Origin of the sequence: Acetobacter sacchari (assembly GCF_017377715.1) — a bacterium.
Taxonomy (GTDB): domain Bacteria; phylum Pseudomonadota; class Alphaproteobacteria; order Acetobacterales; family Acetobacteraceae; genus Acetobacter; species Acetobacter sacchari.
The window spans coordinates 45,919-65,599 of the sequence record NZ_JAFVMF010000009.1 but is presented as its reverse complement, the minus strand read 5'-3'; the positions used below and the strand labels follow the sequence as shown (position 1 = coordinate 65,599).

Below are 19,681 nucleotides of genomic sequence, written 5' to 3'. Positions count from 1 at the left end.
TGTGGCTGGCATAGGCCGAGGCATGTTGACTGTGAACGTTTCTGTAAGGCGCGTGTCCGAGGTGGCTGGATTATGAACGAAATCGTCGTAATCGCCCTCAAGCGACCCTATACTTTCGTCGTTCTCTCGATCCTGATCGTTGTGTTCGGCGTTCGCTCCATCCTGTCGACGCCGACGGACGTGTTCCCGAACATCAAGATTCCCGTCGTCGCCGTGGTCTGGAGTTACACCGGGCTGATGCCGGAGGATATGTCGGGTCGCGTCGTCTACTATTACGAACGGGCCCTGACCGCGACGGTCAACAATATCGAACATATTGAGAGCCAGTCGTATTACGGTCGCGGCATCGTCAAGATTTTCTTCCAGCCGGGCACAGATGCGACGGTTGCGCAGACTCAGATCACTTCCGTGTCGCAGACGGTCATCAAGCAGATGCCGACAGGAAGTACGCCGCCGCTCATCCTGACTTATAATGCGTCGTCCGTTCCGGTGATGACCCTGCAGGTGTCGTCGACGACGATGACCGCCTCGCAGATTTACAACATGGCGTCGAACCTGATCAGGCCGGCGCTCGTGTCGGTCGCAGGCGCCGCGATGCCGAATCCGTACGGCGGGCAGCCTTCAAACATCATGGTCGATCTGGATCCGACCAAGTTGCTGGCTCACGGATTGTCGCCCGTCGACGTGTCGGTGGCGCTGAACAAGCAGAATATTGTTCTTCCTGCCGGCGATCAGAAAATCGGCGCGATGGACTGGATGGTGCAGACCAACGCGACGCCAAGAGATATCGATACGTTTAACGAGATTCCGATCAAGCAGGTCGGCAATTCGGTGGTTTACCTGCGGGACGTGGCCTGGGTTCATCAGGGTGGACCACCGCAGACCAACCTGGTTCTGGTCAAGGGGCAGCAGGGCGTCATCATCGTCGTCATGAAAAGCGGCGACGCTTCGACGCTGGATGTGGTGGCGGGCGTCAAGAAACTCCTGCCGGACGTGGTGAAGACGTTGCCGCCCGGCGTCGGCGTGAAGATTCTCAGCGATGCTTCGATCTTCGTGAAAGACTCGGTGCGTGACGTCGTGCAGGAAATGGTCACTGCGGCGATCCTGACCGGTCTGGTCGTGCTGCTGTTCCTCGGATCCTGGCGCTCCACCGTTATCATCGCAACGTCCATTCCTCTCGCCATGCTTTGCTCGATCATCGGGCTGGGCTGGGCCGGGCAGACGATCAACGTGATGACGCTTGGCGGCCTCGCGCTCGCGGTTGGCATTCTGGTCGACGACGCTACGGTCATGATCGAAAATATCGACTCCCATCTTGAGCAGGATAAAGATCTCGAGACTGCGATCATCGACGCCGCCAATCAGATCGTCGTAGCGACTTTTGTCTCGACCTTGTGCATCTGTATCGTCTGGACGCCGCTGTTCCAGTTGAGCGGGGTCGCAGGGTGGCTGTTCATGCCGATGGCCGAGGCGATCATCTTCGCCATGCTTGCATCGTTCATTCTTTCGCGGACTCTGGTCCCGACGATGGCGAAGTATATGCTTGCAGCGCAGGTTGAAGCGCACAGGCAGGGGCATAAAGAGCCGACCAATGCGTTTGGCCGCTTCCAGCGTGGTTTCGAAAAACGGTTCGAGCAGTTCCGTATCAGATATCGGGATGTGCTGGTTGCCCTGGTTGCGCTGCGCAGCAAGTTCTTGCTGGGCTTCCTGGGCGCCGCAGTGTGTTCGCTCGGCCTCCTCTTCTTCGTCGGGCAGGATTTCTTTCCGGAAATCAATTCAAATGCGCTGGCCATCCATATGCGCGCGCCCCTGGGTTCACGCATCGAGGAAGCGGGAAAAATCTCGCAGCTGGTCAATGCAGAGATTTCACGCCTGCTGCCGGGACAGGTCGAGGACGTCGTTGACAATTGCGGTCTGCCGTTCAGTGCTCTCAATCAGGCGTTCATCCCCACGCCGACTGTGGGCGCGCAGGATTGCGACCTCAATATTACGCTGAAAGACGATGATTCGCCGGTTGCCGAATACCGCCAGATCCTGCGCGACGGTCTGTCCAAGGCGTTTCCGGGAACGCAGATTACGTTCATGCCAGCCGATTTGACCGCGAAGATTCTGAATTTTGGTCTTCCCGCTCCGATCGACGTGCAGGTCGTGGGACGAAACCTCACTGACAACTTCGCATTCGCAAACCGTCTGGCGGCCCGTCTGCGTCGTGTGACAGGTATAGCCGACGTCAGTGTCCAGCAGCCGATGACGACGCCGACGCTGAGGGTGAACACTCACCGCAGCTTCGCGTTGGGCACCGGCATTACGGAGAACGACGTCGCCAACAACGCGCTTGTCGCGCTCTCCGGAAGTTCGCAGGTCGGGCAGGTTTACTGGCTCGATACGACGAGCGGCGTGTCGCATCTGGTCGACATCATGACGCCGTCGAACTTCCTGCAGACCATGAATTCACTGGAGACCTTGCCGATCGACAAGGGCGATGGAAACCCGAAGGGCACGACGCCGCAGCTTCTCGGTGGATTGAGCAAGATCGTGCAAACCGGCACTCCCGGTGAAGTCGCGCATTACAACATCATGCCGGTGTTCGATATCTACGCCACGAACGAGGGTATCGATCTGGGCACGGTTGCGCGCGAAGTGAAGCGTATCGTGGCGCAGGAGCAGGGCAACCTGCCGCACGGGTCGTCCATGGTGGTCCGCGGGCAGGGCGTGACGATGAACGCGGCGTATGCGCAGCTCATCGGCGGTCTCGCGATGTCGATCCTGCTGGTCTACCTGATCATCGTTGTGAATTTTCAGTCCTGGCTTGATCCGTTCATCATCATCACTGCGCTTCCGGGCGCGCTGGGCGGCATCGCCTGGTCGTTGTTCCTGACGCATACGGCGCTATCAGTGCCAGCGCTGACCGGCGCGATCATGTGCATGGGAACGGCCACCGCGAACTCCATTCTCGTCGTGTCCTTCGCTCGTGACGAACTGGAGCGGCATGGGGATGCGATCAGGGCGGCGATTGACGCCGGGTTCGAGCGTATTCGGCCCGTGCTGATGACGGCGCTGGCCATGATTGTCGGGATGTTGCCGATGTCGATGAGCAATTCCCAGAATGCGCCTCTCGGTAAGGCGGTTATCGGCGGTCTTCTGATCGCCACAGTGGCTACATTGTTGTTCGTGCCATGCGTTTTCGCGATGATCCACGGTCGCCGGGCGCACGCAAAGCAGGGAGAGGCGGCATGAGCGGCCACCAGACGCAGCATTCGCCGGCTCATGGGGCGCCTGCCCCGACAGGGCAAGGTGGCGGGGGGCGAGGGCGGCTCGCCGTCATCGTGGTCATCGCGCTGGCGCTTGTCCTTGCCGTATGGGGGCTCGTGCAGCGGCACGGCGCCTACGTCGATCTCGCGAAAAAGACCACAGAGGCTTCTTTCCCTCGTGTGCAACTGATCAGTCCGTCGCCCGGGCCGACAAGCCGCAAGCTCGATCTGCCGTCGAACATATCGGCCTGGTATCTGGCGCCGATCTACGCGCAGGTCTCGGGCTACGTGAAGATGTGGTACAAGGATATCGGCGCGAAGGTGCATAAAGGCGACCTTCTGGCGGAGATTCAGACGCCAGGTCTGGACGCTCAGTATGCAGCCTCGAAAGCCAATCTCGACGTGGCTCTGGCGCGCTACAGGATTGCCGACGTCACTGCCAAGCGATGGAAGGCCCTGCAGGGTACGCAGGCGGTGTCGCAGCAGGAAGTGGACGTGCAGGCGGCGAACGCCGCTGCTCAGCAGGCGCAGGTTGAAGCCGCTCAACATGACGTTGAACAGTATCAGGCATTGGAAGCGTTCAAACGGATCGTGGCCCCGTTTGACGGTGTCGTAACCGCGCGTTTTGCCGACGTCGGCGATTACGTGAACGCGGGCCGTGGCGACGTTAATTCAAACGGCAATGCGACGGAGCTTTTCAGCGTGGCGGACGTCCATGCCATGCGCGTTTATGTGTCGGTGCCTCAGGATTATGCGGACATCGTCGGACCGGACTTGCAGGCGACGCTTACGCTGCCGCAGTTCCCTGACCGCGTGTTCCACGCTCGGTACCTGACGACTGCGGGCGCGTTCGACACCAATACGCGCACGGTCAGGACCGAGTTGATGGTCGACAACGACGATGGCGTTCTTTGGCCGGACTCCTATGCGACGGCGCATTTTGTCGCGCCGGGTGATCCAAACATTCTGACTCTTCCCGAAGGCGCTTTGATCTTTCGCGCGGAGGGGATGCAGGTGGCGATGGTCGACTCCACGAACCACGTCCATCTGGTCCCTGTGAAGGTTGGAACCAATTTAGGGACCGTGGTGCAGATCCTCTCCGGACTGAAGCGCGACGACAAAGTGATAAACAATCCGTCCGCCGGACTTTTGGATGGTGAGGAGGTCCGTGTCGTTCCCAGCACGCCGGGCTACAACGCCCCGTCTGTTCCGCAGAAGGCCCCGGATCAGGCTCATCAGGACAACGTTCGTGCGATGCCGAACGACAATGCGCCGGGGCCGGAGGCGGGTTCCAGGCAATGAGTGAGCGCACGTTTCCGCCGCGCGGGCGCATGGCGCGTCGCGTTCTGACGCGCGCAACGGCGCTGCTGGTGGCCTCTGGCCTGACGGCGTGTGATCTGGCCCCGACCTATGCGCCGACTAAACTGGTCTTCCCGGCAAATTGGGAGGGCCAGGGCGCCATCCGCTATGGTCAGCCGTCCGATGGCACGCCAAGGGCGGACTGGTGGAAGACTTTCGGAGACCCCGAACTGAATGCGCTTGAGGAGCAGGCGCTGAAGACGAACCCGGATCTGGAGGCGGCGGCCGAGGCGTTCACTCAATCGCGCGACGTCGCTGCGCAGGTGGCGTCCCATCTGTATCCGCAGGTCACGGGCACAGCCGGCGGTGAAAAATACAAAAGTTCGAAGCATCGGCTGTATCGAGGCGGCACTGCGACCGGCCCGATCTACATGTCTTCGGAGCAGTATTACGGCGCCGCGACATGGGAGCCGGATTTCTGGCGCGCGATCCGCAACCGGACGGCGATGGCAAAGGAAGCGGCGCAGCAGAAGGCTGCCGATTACGCGGTGGCCCGTCTAGGTCTTGAGGCGGAGCTGGCGCAGGATTACATCGCGTTGCGCGGATTTGACGCTCAGGACGCCGTCTATCGGGATTCCATCCGTTACTATCGCCTCGCCGTCCAGATCACGCAGATGCGCCTCGCCGGTTCGATCGCAGCGGGTCTGGACGTGTCGCGCGCCGAGACACAGCTCCATTCTACGGAAGCCGCAGAAACGGACATTCTGGCTCGTCGTGACGTTATGGAGCATGCAATCGCAGCCCTGGTCAACGTAGCGCCGGCAGCGTTTCACATAGCCCCTGTGCAGGCGTTGGCTTTTCGGGACGTTCACCCTTCTGCCGGGCTTCCTTCGGCGTTGCTTGAGCGGCGTCCCGACATCGCTGCGGCGGAACGCGAGATGGCGCAGGCCAACCGGGCGATCGGTGTGTCGCGAGCCGCGTTCTACCCGGAAGTCACGTTCAACGCGATGACGGGTTTCATGGATAACGGCTTCGATCTCGCGTCGTTGTCGAACTCGATGTACCAGTTTGGCGCACAGGCGGTTCTGCCCTTGTTTCAGGGTGGCCTGCGCAGGGCGGAGTTGCAGCGGACCTGGTCTTACTACCGGCAGTCCGAGGATGATTACAGATCGACCGTGCTCTCCGCGTTTCAGGAAGTTGAAGACGGTCTGACCAACGTCAACCGGTTGAAGACAGAAGGTGGCCAGCAGGCTGAGGCAGTCAGCGCCGCGCTGCGGACACAGACGATGACCATGCAGCTTTATACCGGGGGCCTGACCAATTACCTCGACGTTGTCGTTGCGCAGCAGGCCGCATTAACGGCGCGCGTCGCTCTGGTTCAGGTTCAGACACGGCAAATCCAGTCGGTGGTGGCGTTAACCCGCGCACTTGGCGGCGGATGGTCCGCGTCCGATCTTCCGAAGACAGGGCAGATAAGGCCGTTCTCGCCACTGCAGTATAGTGGATTGAGAAACCCGAAAGATGTCGGCGACGTGAAAACGTCGCCCAATCCCTCGAATGCGAATCTGACAGGGAAGCCTTGATTTCGAACGCTGCTCTCAGGACGCGCGATACGCCCTGAGCGCGCAGCTTTTTGGAATCCAATGCGCGTCGCCCTAGCTTGGGCGGTATCGCAGCAATAGTTATGTGGAAGCCCTTAAGTTGGTTCGAGGGGCGTCGGGAACATAAAAATTTCTCGTTTGCTCCGTTTGCTGAAAAAGGCCCGCTCAAGCGAAAGAGTTCGAGCAGGACCGTTTTTGCGCGACCATTGGCGACGCTAATCACCGCGTGACTTACGCACGAAGTAACGTCGCGCCACTGGTCATAAGATATCTTGGAGTGCGAGACGCGCGTCACGCGCCGATGGTGACGTGATTCGACATGTAAGCTTGCAGCTGTCCAATCGTATCATTGGCGACGGGCAGAACCGGGCCGTGCGCGACGCCGATAGTGGATGGCAGCTTGTCGAGCGCGCTTCCGGTCGGCGTGACGCCTAGAGCGGCGTATTCAGCCTTGGGAAAGTGAAACTCTGCGATCAAAGCGACAGCGCCAGCGAGACCTAATGCCGTCGTGAACGGATTCACAACGGCATGTGCGGCGAGCGACAGCGCCGTCTGGTCCGACGCAGCGCCGATCTGCAGGACCGAACCATAGTGCGGGTAGGCGCCTCCACCCTGGGACTGGGGCACGTAAGCGGGAGCGAACGGCTGCTCGCCAGCGACGTCGGAGCTATAGTTGGCGACAGGATCGCCCTGTGTCACCACAGAGATGAAATTCGAGCCTTTGCCAATGGCGTTGGGATCCTTGGGAATTCCACTGGCCTCGAAGCCGATGCCCGCCAGTCCGGTCTGCTGCGACACATATTCCGCCTCGATACCGCCCAGCGAGTGTCCCGTTACAAAAATTTGATCGGAGCTGTAGCCCTGTTGACCAGCGGCGGCGACGACTTGCTTGGCGAATGCAAGCGCTTCTTTCTGTGCGGGAGAAACCTGCCGGAGCAGGATGCCGAGATCGCTTAACAGGCCACCCGCAGTCGCCAGCGGATCGATCAGCAGGTTTTCGCCGCGTGTCGTCCCCGAGTAGGTAATGAGAACCTGATTTTCGGGCGTAATCCAGGCATGCCCGACGCCGCCAGTGAGGTCGTCATGAAACGACATCTGTTTCCCGTTCTGAAGAAGCGGTTTCATGCCCGCCGGCACGCCGCCGATTACATATTCGCTCATTGCCCCGTTTAGAAACTCTGTGACCGTAGGCGTGAGTTGAGCTGCGGGTATCGCGTTTTCAGGCGCGAGAAAGCTCATCGCTGTACTGGCGCCGGCGGATTTGGCGCTCAGGCTGGTAACTGACGACAATAATTCCGAATTCAGGAGCTGATTGCCGGCTCCGTTGAGTTTCAGGTAATTATCGGTTTGGGAAGTAACTGACATTGGCGGACCCTCGTGTGTTTTTCTCTGTGAGGCGGCCTAATGAGGTCTTTGACGCGTAAGCGCTGCTATTTTTTCGAATATTGTGCGCTACATTATTCCGCAGTGGAATCCGGCATTACGCTCGGTGCCCTGCTAAGTCAGCCGATATTAGGCCAAATCGGTTGACCTCGCCGCTGATCGTGGAAGCGCCGAATATATATGTCAATAAAGTAACTGAAATTCACCCAATGTTACGACGAAAACGCCTTCCGTCGCCATCAGGTATGCATTTTCTGAAAAAAGTCCTTGGAAAAAGAACAATAAATTATTCGCCTTTTTTCGAGAATTCCGTAAGGGAAGGTTGTCGTGGACGACCGGTTGGGCGCACGACCAATCGATCGTCGCGAACGAAGTCGGCGATACGGGTTTCTCGCAAATTTCCGCAAAAAAATACCCGACTCGCGGTCTTTTCGAGTGCTTGGATGAGAGGTGTTTCGAAAACCGTCTCCCTGAGTCGGGTGGGTGGCGGCAGGCGGGGTAAACCCGTTCTGGGTGGGAACGAAATACCCATGTCCGTGGCTGGAGGGGCGGGTTTACACGCATTCAAATGTCGTGCTGAAACCGAGACATTTATGATCGGAACTGAGCAGCTTTCCTGCATTCTGGCCAAACGCCGCTTATGCGAAGCGGTCGAGGCTATTGCTTTTCCCCTTGTGCGGGTTCGTTCAAACCACTCTTCCTGAACACGGAAGATTTCAGCGGCGACGTGCTCCGCTGGCCGCCCGGGCGGCGACGGCCGCGAGATGGCGGCGGCACAGAAGCGTGTCCATCGCGCCGGTCTGCTTGCAGGAAAGTTCGAATTCCTGCGTTCGGCGCGCGATTTCAGACAGTCCGTCCAGAGACCAGACTTCGAGAGCTCGGTTGAAGCTGGGGGCGCGTTTGAAAAACACCGGAGGTCGTAGCGTCTTTATGGCGTCGGCGCGATTGCGGCCTTGCTCCATCGTGGCTCGGACCAAACGAAGCCGTCCGATATGCGAGAGCATAACGCGTGCTATGGCGACCGGGCTTGCGCCTTCTTCCAACGCGCGCTCGAGCGCGAAATCGGAACCGGCGCGGTCGCCTTCAATAGCGGCGAAAACCGCGTCCTCCATGGAAGATGAGCCAGAGTCCCCAGCGCATTGCTGCACGTCGTGCAGCGAGAGTGTGCGTTCTGCTCCGGCGTAGAGCGTCAGTTTCTCGACCTCACCGCGCACGCTGACGCGATCAGGGCCGAGATGCGCTGTGAGCCACGCCAGAGCGTCCCCGTCGATTGCGACTCCCTGTTCCTGAAACATCCGTGACACGGAGGCCTCAAGGGCGCGCCCTTCTTCGGGGTAGCAACCAATGGAGGCCCCGTTCGGCGCGTTTTCCACCAGGGCGCGCAGCTTCGAGCGCGCAGCGAGGACCCCGCCTTCGACGATGATCAGGCTCTCTGCGGTCGCCTCAAGCAGGTTGCCGAGAGGAGCCGCCAGAGCGTCTGTCGCATCCCGAACCCAAACGACGCGGCGTCCCCCATCCAGGGACAGGGCGGTCGCTTCTTCCTCGAGCCGTTCGTGGCTCTCTTTGGAGAGCGTGGCGACACGAAACGGATCGTCGAGCGAACCGGCGACGGCGCGCGTCATGTTCGCCGCGTATTCGCGTATCAGCCCGGCATCCTCGCCATGAAGCAGTATGACGCGCCAGTCAGAAGGGGAGTGAAGGACCCTGCCAAGTGCGCGAGCGTCAATCTTTACCATGCGGCGGACCTCCAGCGAACTCTGTGGTCGCGTCGCTTCGTTGATCCGGGCCGACCGCCTGCGCGCGGGTCATTGCATGTCAGGGTCGTTCTCGTCCGCGTTCGGATCGTTACGCCCCGTCGCAAGTGCAGGCAGGCCGTCTTCGCCGACGCCTTGAACGGGTTGCTGCTGGCTGGAATTCGGGATCGCGTTCGGCATTTGATAGTAGACGGGCCGACGTTTCTGAGCGATGGGCGCAGGGGCGTGGGTTTCGAACCATATGGCGACCTGCTGCGTCACGATGTCAGCCAGCGTTCTGGCGACACGGTTCTGCAGTGTTTCCGTATTCAGGCTCTGGGCGAAATATTCTTCGAAGGTGTTGTTCATGCCATCGAGCGTGGTGGCGTCGCCCTCGGCGAGGAACTTCGGCGCCAGGCCGACGGTCCAGAGTTGCCAATGCGCATGGCCCGTAGCGCGTACACGACCAGATGTATTGTCAGAGTGGATGTCGATGGATTCTTGCGAAACGTAGCCGTTGGCTTTGAGCGTGTAGCCGGTGGGGTTCTCTGGTCCGGCGCCGCTCATCTGTTGCTGAAGGGCCAGACGCAGTACTTGCCCGAACCGGTCGGGAATACCGGCGACATAAATCTGCTTGAGCTTCTCCTGCACGTCGATATGACCCGCAGAAGTCTCGTAGAGCGGATGAAAGCCGCACGCCGGGAGCGGGAGACTGGCGGCGCCGAGGATCAGCGCGGTCAATGCTCTCGATCTCATGCGGCCAGCCATCGGTTAACCCGCCACCACGAAATTCACGATCCGATTCGGAACGTGGATACGCTTCACGATCTTCTTGCCTTCCAGCAACCGCGCCACGTTGGGCTCCGCTTCGGCGCGCGCCAGCACGGCGGCTCCATCCTCGTCCGGTTCCGCGTCGATGGTTCCGCGCAGCTTGCCCATGATCTGCACCGCGAGCTTGATCTGGGTAACGGCCAGCAACGCAGGCTCAGGCGTAGGCCATGGGCGCTGGGCGGCGAGAGCGGCGTTCGGCTCAAGCAGCGATAGCAGCTCCTCGCCAAGATGTGGCGTCATTGGAGCGCAGAGAAGGGCCAGCGTGAGCGCGGCTTCGCGGCGGGCGAAGGCCATGCCGGGCTCGTCAGCCGCGCGTTCGGCTTCGGCCAGCGCGGAGGTCAGTTCGTGCAGGCGGGCGACGGCCACGTTGACCGTGAAGGCTTCGAGCGCTTCGGTCACTGCGGCGATCGTCCGATGTGTAGCGCGGCGTAGCGCGTCCACAGCCGCAGGGATCTCTCCGGTCTGTTCCGGCGCGTCGGCGGGGCACGCAGTAGCGACGGCGCGGACAATGCGATAGAGGCGCTGGACGAACCTTGCGGCGCCTGCGACGCCAGCTTCGGTCCACTCCATGTCGCGTTCGGGCGGGCTGTCGGACAGGACGAACCACCGTGCGGTGTCAGCGCCGAAGCGTTCGATGATCGAAACTGGCGCGACGGTGTTGCGCTTCGATTTCGACATCTTCTCTACGCGGCCGACCGTGATCTCTTCTCCGGTCTCAGCGTGGAATGCGCCCGCGCCCGTGCGGCGCACTTCCTCCGGGTAGAGCCAGCCGCCCTTGGCGTCCCGATAGCTTTCGTGATTGACCATGCCTTGAGTGAACAGTCCGGCGAATGGCTCGCTAACGTCCAGATGTCCGGTCTCTCGCATGGCGCGGGTAAAGAAGCGCGCGTAGAGCAAGTGCAGGATCGCGTGCTCGATACCGCCGATATACTGGTCCACGGCGAGCCAGCCGTCCGCAGCCGATCGGACGGTCGGGGTCGCGGCGTGCGGTGCTGTGAAGCGTGCGAAATACCAGGAACTGTCGACGAACGTATCGAAAGTGTCGGTTTCGCGCGTCGCGGGCTTGCCACATTTCGGGCAGGCGACGTGTTTCCATGTCGGGTGATGGTCAAGCGGATTGCCAGGACGATCGAACGTGACGTCCTCTGGCAGAACTACCGGCAGCTGTTCGTCGGGAACGGGGACCGGGCCGCAACCCGCACAGTGAATGACCGGGATGGGGCAACCCCAGTAACGCTGACGCGAAACGCCCCAGTCGCGCAGACGCCAGTTGACTACGCCCGTTCCAACGCCGAGGCCTTCGAGGCGTGCGATTGCTTCCGTCCGCCCGGCTTCACAGCTCAGACCGTCGAGGAAGCCTGAATTGATCAGCGAGCCTTCTCCCGTCCAGGGGCCCTTGTCCGCTGTCCAGTCGTTCGCGTTTTCACCAGGTGGCAGGATCACGAGTGGGATGGGCAGGTCGTATTTGCGGGCGAAATCATAATCGCGCTGATCGCCGCAGGGACAGCCGAACAGGGCGCCTGAGCCATAGTCCATCAACACGAAATTCGCGATCCAGACGGGGAAGCTCTGGTCCGGCAGGAAGGGATGGCGTACGCGCAGGCCTGTGTCGAAACCGCGTTTCTCCGCCTTTTCAACGGCTTCGACCGAGGTTCCGAGGCGGCGGCATTCAGCGATGAAGTCGGCTGCGGCGACATTGCGCTCGGCCACCTTGGCGGCGAGCGGGTGATCGGGCGCGAGCGCGAGAAAGGACATGCCGAAGAGGGTTTCGGGGCGGGTCGTGAAGACTTCCACCGAATCAAGATTTTCGTCGAAACCCGCCGGAGGCTGGGCAAGGGAGAAGCGCAGGCGCGCGCCCTCGGATCGACCGATCCAGCGCTCCTGCATCAGCCGAACGCGCTCGGGCCAGCGGTCGAGAGAGTTCAGGCCATCAAGAAGGTCGGGTGCGAACTTCGTGATGCGCATGAACCACTGGGAAAGCTGCTTCTTCTCGATCGGCGCGCCGGAACGCCAGCCCTTGCCGTCGATCACCTGCTCGTTCGCCAGCACCGTTTCGTCCACGGGGTCCCAGTTGACCCAGGACTCGCGACGATCGACAAGGCCTGCCGCCAGGAAATCCAGGAACAGTTTCTGCTGCTTGCCATAATATTCCGGCAGGCAGGTGGCGATCTCGCGATCCCAGTTCAGCGAGAAGCCCAGCCGTTGCAGCGTCCCGCGCATGGCGGCGATGTTGTCGAGCGTCCATTGTCGAGGATGGACCCCGCGTTCCCGCGCCGCATTCTCGGCCGGAAGTCCAAAGGCGTCCCAGCCCATGGGATGCAGAACGGCGTACCCGCGGGCGCGTTTGTAGCGCGCCACGACGTCGCCGAGCGCATAGTTGCGGACATGCCCCATGTGGAGCTGGCCCGACGGGTAGGGGAACATCTCGAGCACATAGTATTTGGGCTTGTCGGCCGGAGGCGTATCGGGAACTGCAAAGACCCCGTCGCTTTCCCATCGCGCCTGCCAGCGCGGCTCCACAGTGTGGAAGTCATAGGTCGCAGGCATGTCGTGGGCAGTCATGAGCAATCAGTCCAGAGGGCGAGGCCGACAAGCGTAGACTTGAGCGGCATTGTGTCGGGCGATACGCGATCGCGCAGTAAGAAAATTCGAACGACGCCTGAATTAAGCCGTCACGCTCGGACGTCAGTCGTCGTGGCCGCCGTTCGCAGCGCGCAGCTGGCGCGCGCGGGCAAGGATTTTCGACGTGATGTCGGAAGCGGTGTTCGCTGCCGCCGGAGTGTCGGTCCACGCGCCGTCCTGAAATATCTGCCGGAACACGCTGACGCGCAACGCATCGGAGCGCAGGCGCTTGTCCAGAACATAGGCGGTGATCTTGAAACGTTCGCCATGCGCGCCGGGAGGGGCGTACCAGTCGGTGAGAATGAACCCGCCTACGGCGTCAGCTGAGGAAATCGGCATGAACGACAGCGTATCGAGCGCACCGCGCCAGAGATAGGCGTTCACTCCACCGCCAAGCTGATCGTCGCCGCCGGTGGCGCCGCGGTCTTCGCTCAGCAGGTGATTGCGGGGCGCGGTCAAATCGCTGGCCTTGTCGCCCTGTGAGCAGCCCGCCAATGGCAGCGCGAGCGCAGCCGCGCCTGCGATCAGGAGTCGAGAAAGGTCGGTGATCCTGGTCGAAAGCGTCCGGGTGGTGGGCATGGTGATGCTGCGACTCCTGTAGCCTGACTTGCCAAGCGTCACCGCCTCGTCTGCGAGGGAACTTACCGCATCTGTTGAGGCACGACGGCGCCAGCCTGTGAGGGGCCTTCATATCCTGTAGCCGTCACGCCGCCAAGCACCCTGGAGTCGGCCGCATCCGATTGAGTCAGTCCGGGCAGATCTAGGCCCATCGGGAGGCCGCTGCCCTGAAGGGCTTCTTTCAGAAAGCCGCGAGCCGCCTCAGGCAGATGCGTGTATCGTCTGACCGCTGCATTTATGCAGATATCCGGTTTGATAAGGAACAGGCGTTCCATGACGTCTTGCATCTCCCCAGAATCCGAGGCTCCGACAGCCGCGTTGAGGCGCGCGAGCGCAGCAAGGTGCAATAACAGGAGCGACGTTCGCGTCGGTGTAACGCTCAAACGCGCTCGTGCCCAGGACGCGGCTTCCTGGAAGCGCCCAGCCAACAGGTCGATCAGCAGAATGTCGCTGTCAATGAGTTCGGTGAACGGATGGGTCGCATGGCGGGTCTGAAACGCGGCCATGACGTCGAACGCTTCGGTGAACTGCCCCTGCGTCAGGCGCCGATAGGCTTCGCCGATAGCGACCAGATCGACGCCAGCAGCTTTTGCCGCCAGTTCTTCGAGTAGCGCTACCCCATAAGTCTGTTCCTTGGGCATAGTCAGGAGCAGACGGCCAAGAAGCATTTTGCCGCCAACGCTGTCAGGCGCAACCTGAAGCAGACGGCGCGTGACTTCTACACCGCGCTCGATGCTCTGCTCACGGATAGTGTCCCATTGCTCGCAAGACTGAAGCAAAGACGTCAAGCCAGACACCAGCAGCAGAAACGGGTGGTCTGGTTCATGCATCAACGCATAGTGCAACAGATTGCTGGCTTCGGTGTAAACCGAGGGATCGCCTCTCGTCATCAGCGCCAGCGCACGGAGTCCGGCTTGAAGAGGCTGCAACTCGTCGGCGTTGCGGCTTGCCACGCTTCTCGCCTCGGCCAACGCGACGCGCCAAAGTATCTCCGTGACTATGCCGCTCACGTGGGAGTCGATGGCGCTTTGGAGGAAATCGACTCGCGTCGCCCAAACGATGACGCCGCCTCGTCGCCGGTCGGTCACGCGCACGAGCAGCCGAAGCATGTCACTGGGCGCGCTGGCGGTTGCGGGCGCCGGCTGTAAACGGTGTTCGACAAGGAAATCCGCGTCGGAAGTATCTTGTCGCTTTGATTCCCTCGTTGAGTTCGCGTGAGGCGCAGGCCCCTCGTCCGCACTGGGCGGCACCACGCCCAGAAGGGAAAACTGGGCGAGGCCGGTGGCTATCGACTCCGCGATATCTTCAGACAACTCCCGTATGTCGTCGCCGTCTTGGCGAGGCTTCCCGGATGTAAAGGCGATCGAAGCTATGTAGGGAGGGGTAGGGGGCGATAATGTGGAGTCAGCGTTGGCCGAAGGGACGTTTGCGCCAGACGCAAGCGGGCTGGGGTGCGGCTGGGGTGAGCCGCCGCGCGCGGCCTTCAGCTCTGAGATTATCGCCATGGTCGCAGCGCCAGGCTCCGCGCCGAGGGCGTCGCGAAAAGCAGACAGACACTCTTCGGCGGCCACCAGCGCGCTACCGCCATCGTCGCGCCGCGCCAGTTCGCGCAGGACCGTTTTCCACGCGTTTTCGTTCAGTCGGTCGAATTTCAGGACCCGGGTCGCGGCGGTGAGGCGCAGTTCCGGGTCGGATTGATAGAGCATCGCCTGCTCGCAGGTGGCGATAAGGTGGTGATGCAGTCGGGTGCGCTGCTGCGACAGCCACTCATCAAGGGCCGGGTCCACGTTGCTGAGATCGGAGAGAAGCGTTCCGCTGATTTCAGGCAGCTTGAGGACATTTTGGGGTGTCGCATTCAGATAACGCTCGACGTCGACCGTCGTGAGTACTGGCTTGAGCGCCAGAGCGTGGCGCTGGACGTCGATTACATCTGCCCCGAGCGGGCTTAATGCATCGGCCAGCCGGTGAATCTCCTGACGAAGGGAAGCGCGCGCTTGCTCGTCCGAGCGCCTGCTCCATAGAAGATTCGCCAGAGCGCGTCGGGATACCGGGCGTCGATCAGACATCGCCAGAATAGCCAGAAGCCCTCTGGTTTTCGCGCCCGTTGGAGTGATGGTCGTTCCGTCAAGCATGTGGGCCGCAGTAGCCCCCAGAAGTTCGACCCTGAGGATGGCCGCGTCAGATTTACGCAATCCCGGTTTGGCCAGGTCAAACAAAGCCATGAACAGATACCTTTTCGCCAACGCACGAGCGATGTCTCGAATACTCGATCAGCGCCTGAAGTGTTTCCTTGTTGTCCAATGCGCCTAATAAAGTTTCAAACCAGAATTAGCTACATACTTTCATCGTAAAACTTACGACCAAATTGTTTCGCAGAGATGAACATGCCTTAAGGACATAAGATAGCCGAAATTGATAAAAATACTAAGCGCCTGAGCTGTGCGGATGAGAGGTCGCCTGAAACGTTCTCCCTGCAGCATTGGCAGTTAGTTGTGTGGGTCTTTACTTGATGGAAACCTATCGGGGGGTAAATTTTGGTATCTACGCCCGCGCTGCATGAGACTCTGATCATGATTTTTATGTCGATATAAAGGATTACGCGCGCATCGTTGCGTGCGGCGATAGAAATTTTCTATGCAAATTCAGTATAATAAAAATCCATTTACGCTTATTGGGATGTGGCGCCCTCCAATCTGCCATTTTGATCGGAAACTTTTGAGCCGATTTGCCGTTTTCGGCAGCGGAGCCGACCCTCGGAATTGTGATGCGCAGAAAGATTGCATTCGGTTTTTGTATGAGCGTACCGTCACGGCGAGAATAAAAAGTGCCTAAACAATAATCAGGGCGGGTAGAGTGGTGATCGACAAATCACTCGCGTACAGCATTAGACGGGAAGAGGTTCCACACGCCGAGCGGATTTATAACTCGCTGAGGGACGAATCCGCCTCCGGCAGATCCGCTCTTCTGGCGTCGTGGATGCGCTCCCTGAGGCACTATGGGCTTGAGCCTGACACCCAAAGACCCCCCAACCAGCTTTCGGGCGTCGAGTTTGATCAGGTTAGAGATCGAAACGCCGCATTGTTGCTGGCCAGCGCGCCGGTTCTCGACCGACTCGCCCTCGCCGTTCGACGCCCCGGATACTGCGTGCTCCTGACGGACCCACACGGCGTCACACTCGAAAAGCGTTGTGACGTTGGAGACGAAGATACGTTTGCGCGATGGGGTTTGACACCTGCGATGTTGTGGGACGAAGCGCATGAGGGCACCAACGGCATAGGAACCTGTCTGGCGGAAGATCGCGCCCTTACGATTCACCGCGATCAGCATTTTTACACGCGCAATACGCCGCTCAGTTGCACGATGGCGCCCATTCACGATCCGCAGGGGCGGGTGGCTGGCGGCGTCGACATATCGATCTGTGATCAGGAAAGCGACGGGCGGGCCATAGCCCTGTTGTCGCTCGTCGTGGAGGACGCAGCCCGTCGCATCGAGCGACGCCTGTTCAGCGAGTTGTTCTCCGAGCGGCGGATAGTTTCGTTCGGGGTCGACGGGCAGGCGTTGTTCGCCCTTGATGACGATGAGGTGATTGTTGGCGCGAACAAGGCTGCGCGGGTTATGTTTCGATGTTGTAATGATAGCGGTGTCACCCTGCCAGACCTTCTTTCCGTGTCTGGACATGAGAATCCCGCTCACGCCGCTCACGCTGCGATCCAACGCATGTTGAAGCGATGCGGCGGTAACGTGTCCGCAGCGGCAAGGGAGCTGGGAATCAGTCGCGCGACCCTGCACCGTAAGATCAAGCGTCATTCTTCGACGAGTGTCGTAGCGCCCTGATCTTGCGGCCCCGTAGGGCCTGCATAGAGGGTGTGTTCCCGTCATATCAGAACGTCACACGGATTCCGCCAAAGCCGCCGATGGGCGCAGATGGGCTATAGCTGCGGGGGTTGGTGGCATTCGGCGCCTGAGCCAGATAGACCGAACTGGTGGGCGAGAACGTGCCGTATGTATAATAGCGACGGTTGGTCAGGTTCGCGATGCTTCCAAACACCTGCAGGTGGGGAAGAACCTGCACAGCCGTGTGAAAATTCAGCACGAAGAAGCCTGGCAGCTTCGAGTTGAGATTTGCTTCGTCTCCGTAGAGATACTGGCCTGACTGTAGATCGAAGTCGAACCCGGCCGTCCAGATTGATGTGATGCGCATATCTACGCCGCCGGTCAACTTGCTGCTGGGAATGCCCGGCAGTCGGTTGCCGCGCCGCACGGTCACGTCTCCGTCGGCGTCTGCGGCGGGGTTGCTGCCTGCGTCCTCGGTGAAGCTGCTTCTATAAGTCGCCTTGGTGTATGTGTAGTTCAGGTAGGCTGACCACCGAGAAAGTTGCAGCGAGAGATGGACTTTAGCTCCCTGCCTGCGAGTGCCGCCAATATTGGCGAAATATGCGCGATTGAGAGTTTCGCTGTTAATAAAGACGATGTCGTTGTCGGCGTCTGTGCGGAACAAACCGAAGTCGTAGCTCAGGCTGTTATGTTTTTTGTTGAGCAGGAACCTGCCGCGCAATCCGGCCTCGTAAGTGCGTGCCACGACCTGTTTCAGGTCTGGGTCCCCGACGAAAAAATTCGCCAGACTGCAGGAGTTTTCTGGTCCGGCGCAAGACAGCTCTGCTGGCGTGGGCGCCCGGTTGGCTTCCGAGTAGCCGCCGTAGATGTTCGCCCAGTCCGTCAACCGATAGCTGAGGCCGGCGGCCGGGTTGACACGACCGTAGGCGTGGTTGCCCGAAAGGTCGCCGCCGTTTTGATCATGCAGGTTAATTTCAGCAAAGTTATAACGTGCGGAGCCAGTGAGTGAGAGACGCGGCGTAATGTCGATCGTGTCGGCCACGAATGCGCCGACATAGGTGTCGCTTACGGAAACGCGGACCGGAACATTGTCGCCCGGTTCGTCGATGACCACGCCTGGGCCGTAATAGACGCGCGTATAGGGCGTAAGGCCGCCGATCAGGCTGGTCGCGGAGAACATGGTCTGCGCGCCGTTATAACTTACGCCGGCGACTTCGTGATTTTTGAATCCGAAAATATTATGGGTGAAAGTCTCCTGCAACGAGGCGCCGTAACTATTGGTGTTCGTCGTCTGCTGATCCATTTCCGAATACATTCCGCCATTCAGAAAATCCGGTATGGTCCCGCCACCAACGGTCCTGGAAGGTGTGTCGTCGTCGGAACAGAGAAGACCTGCGTTTTCGCTATCGTCGCATGGCGTGTCGTTGGCGGCGTTGCCGTTCAGAACGCGCTGCTGGAAATAAGAATAAAAAGCCTGGCCCTGGATCGAAAGATGCTGGCTGAATTCGTGACGGCCGTTCAGGCCGAATTGTATGAATTTGTTCGCCATCAGGTTCGGCGCCGTGAACTGCGCCTTGGGATCGGCGCGGAGCAACTGGATTGGCGAAGTTCCGGGACCGTTGAGAACAGAGTTAGCCAGATCCAGATTTCCGTGGATTTCCGTTCGTTCGTCCTTCCAGCCCAGATCCGCGTAGAGAGACTGGATGTCGGAACTTTGCAGGTCACGCCATCCATCTTCGTGCACTTCACGTGCAGCGACGTAGAACGCTGTGTTTCCTCTGCGACCGGCGTATTCGCCTTCGGCCTGAATTTTTCCGAACGATCCGCCGGACATGTCGGCTTCGCCGCCTGCCCGGGTGTTGAACCCGTTCTTCATGTTGATGTTCAGCGCGCCGCCGAGTGCGTTCAGACCGAACATCGGGTTTGAGCCTTCGACCGCAACTCGGCTGATCGCCATATCAGGGATCAGGTCCCAGTTCACCGTGTCGCCGAACGCCTGATTGAAACGTATGCCGTCCATGTAAACCGCCACGCCCTGCGCCACGCCCTGCAGCGGGGACGCCTCGAAGCCGTTCATCATGACGGTCGGCTGGTAAGGGCTTCCAGAGGCATAGTTCAGACTTACACCCGCGAGCTGCGTGTCGAGAGCATGCAGAAGGTCTGGCGTCCCTTCGTTTGAGAGAGAGTTCTGGGTCAGGACGGATGTGCGTGCCGGCAGGCGGTTGCGATCGATGCTGGAGCCGGGGAGGGGAGACGTGCCGATGACGGTGATGTCTTCAGGATCCTGCGCATAGACGGGGGACGTCGTAGGCGTTGTCGCAGTCTGCGCGAATGCGACCGCAGGGCAGCCGAGGCAGACCGCGAACAATCCCCATCGTGTTTCGGTGCGTCGGTAGAGGTTCGAGAGCATGATCGTCGTTCTTGTTTTTCTGTATCGGTTGCCTCGCATCTCATCAGTCGGCACAGTGCATGTCGACGGGAATAATTCCCGATGAAGAAGAAAATCTCA

11 protein-coding genes are annotated in these 19,681 nt (G+C 60.1%); 4 read left to right on the top strand and 7 right to left on the bottom strand.

Going from position 1 to position 19,681, the window contains the following annotated elements:
• Positions 1–72 precede the first annotated feature (72 nt).
• Genes J2D73_RS09450 through J2D73_RS09440 form a run of 3 tightly spaced genes read left to right on the top strand, consistent with a single transcriptional unit; the run spans position 73 to position 6,133 of the window.
• Complete coding sequence (locus J2D73_RS09450; RefSeq protein WP_207881339.1) at positions 73–3,237, top strand: efflux RND transporter permease subunit; 3,165 nt, start codon at positions 73–75, stop codon at positions 3,235–3,237.
• The gene (locus tag J2D73_RS09445) at positions 3,234–4,553 is read left to right on the top strand and encodes an efflux RND transporter periplasmic adaptor subunit (RefSeq protein WP_207881338.1); all 1,320 of its coding nucleotides are present in this window, start codon (positions 3,234–3,236) and stop codon (positions 4,551–4,553) included. Before J2D73_RS09450 ends, J2D73_RS09445 begins: the two co-directional genes overlap by 4 nt.
• 29 nt (positions 4,554–4,582) lie before the next feature.
• Positions 4,583–6,133 (top strand): efflux transporter outer membrane subunit, encoded by a 1,551-nt coding sequence (locus J2D73_RS09440; RefSeq protein ID WP_207881442.1) that lies wholly within the window; start codon positions 4,583–4,585, stop codon positions 6,131–6,133.
• Positions 6,134–6,442: 309 nt separating this feature from the next.
• On the opposite strand, the gene J2D73_RS09435 is transcribed toward J2D73_RS09440, so the two are convergent.
• The 6 genes from J2D73_RS09435 to J2D73_RS09410 form a co-directional block, all read right to left on the bottom strand.
• A complete protein-coding gene (locus J2D73_RS09435) occupies positions 6,443–7,516 on the bottom strand; it encodes a lipase (protein WP_207881337.1) in 1,074 nt (357 codons plus the stop codon).
• Between the two features lie 734 nt (positions 7,517–8,250).
• Positions 8,251–9,270 carry a DNA polymerase III subunit delta gene (gene holA / locus J2D73_RS09430; protein ID WP_207881336.1) on the bottom strand — a complete coding sequence of 340 codons (1,020 nt, stop codon included), beginning with the start codon at positions 9,268–9,270 and terminating at the stop codon, positions 8,251–8,253.
• A 69-nt stretch (positions 9,271–9,339) separates the two neighbouring features.
• On the bottom strand, positions 9,340–10,023 hold the full coding sequence (locus J2D73_RS09425) for an LPS assembly lipoprotein LptE (RefSeq protein ID WP_243429823.1): 684 nt from the start codon (positions 10,021–10,023) through the stop codon (positions 9,340–9,342).
• A 15-nt stretch (positions 10,024–10,038) separates the two neighbouring features.
• Positions 10,039–12,645 carry a leucine--tRNA ligase gene (gene leuS, locus J2D73_RS09420; RefSeq protein WP_408736837.1) on the bottom strand — a complete coding sequence of 869 codons (2,607 nt, stop codon included), beginning with the start codon at positions 12,643–12,645 and terminating at the stop codon, positions 10,039–10,041.
• A gap of 138 nt (positions 12,646–12,783) precedes the next feature.
• A complete protein-coding gene (locus J2D73_RS09415) occupies positions 12,784–13,299 on the bottom strand; it encodes a DUF3576 domain-containing protein (protein ID WP_207881333.1) in 516 nt (171 codons plus the stop codon).
• Positions 13,300–13,361: 62 nt separating this feature from the next.
• Positions 13,362–15,560 (bottom strand): AfsR/SARP family transcriptional regulator, encoded by a 2,199-nt coding sequence (locus J2D73_RS09410; RefSeq protein WP_207881332.1) that lies wholly within the window; start codon positions 15,558–15,560, stop codon positions 13,362–13,364.
• Positions 15,561–16,194: 634 nt separating this feature from the next.
• Here J2D73_RS09410 and J2D73_RS09405 point away from each other — a divergent pair.
• Entirely contained in the window at positions 16,195–17,172 is a 978-nt protein-coding gene (locus J2D73_RS09405; protein ID WP_341535063.1) for a helix-turn-helix domain-containing protein, read from the top strand.
• A gap of 46 nt (positions 17,173–17,218) precedes the next feature.
• On the opposite strand, the gene J2D73_RS09400 is transcribed toward J2D73_RS09405, so the two are convergent.
• On the bottom strand, positions 17,219–19,582 hold the full coding sequence (locus tag J2D73_RS09400; protein WP_207881331.1) for a TonB-dependent receptor: 2,364 nt from the start codon (positions 19,580–19,582) through the stop codon (positions 17,219–17,221).
• Positions 19,583–19,681: the final 99 nt, after the last annotated feature.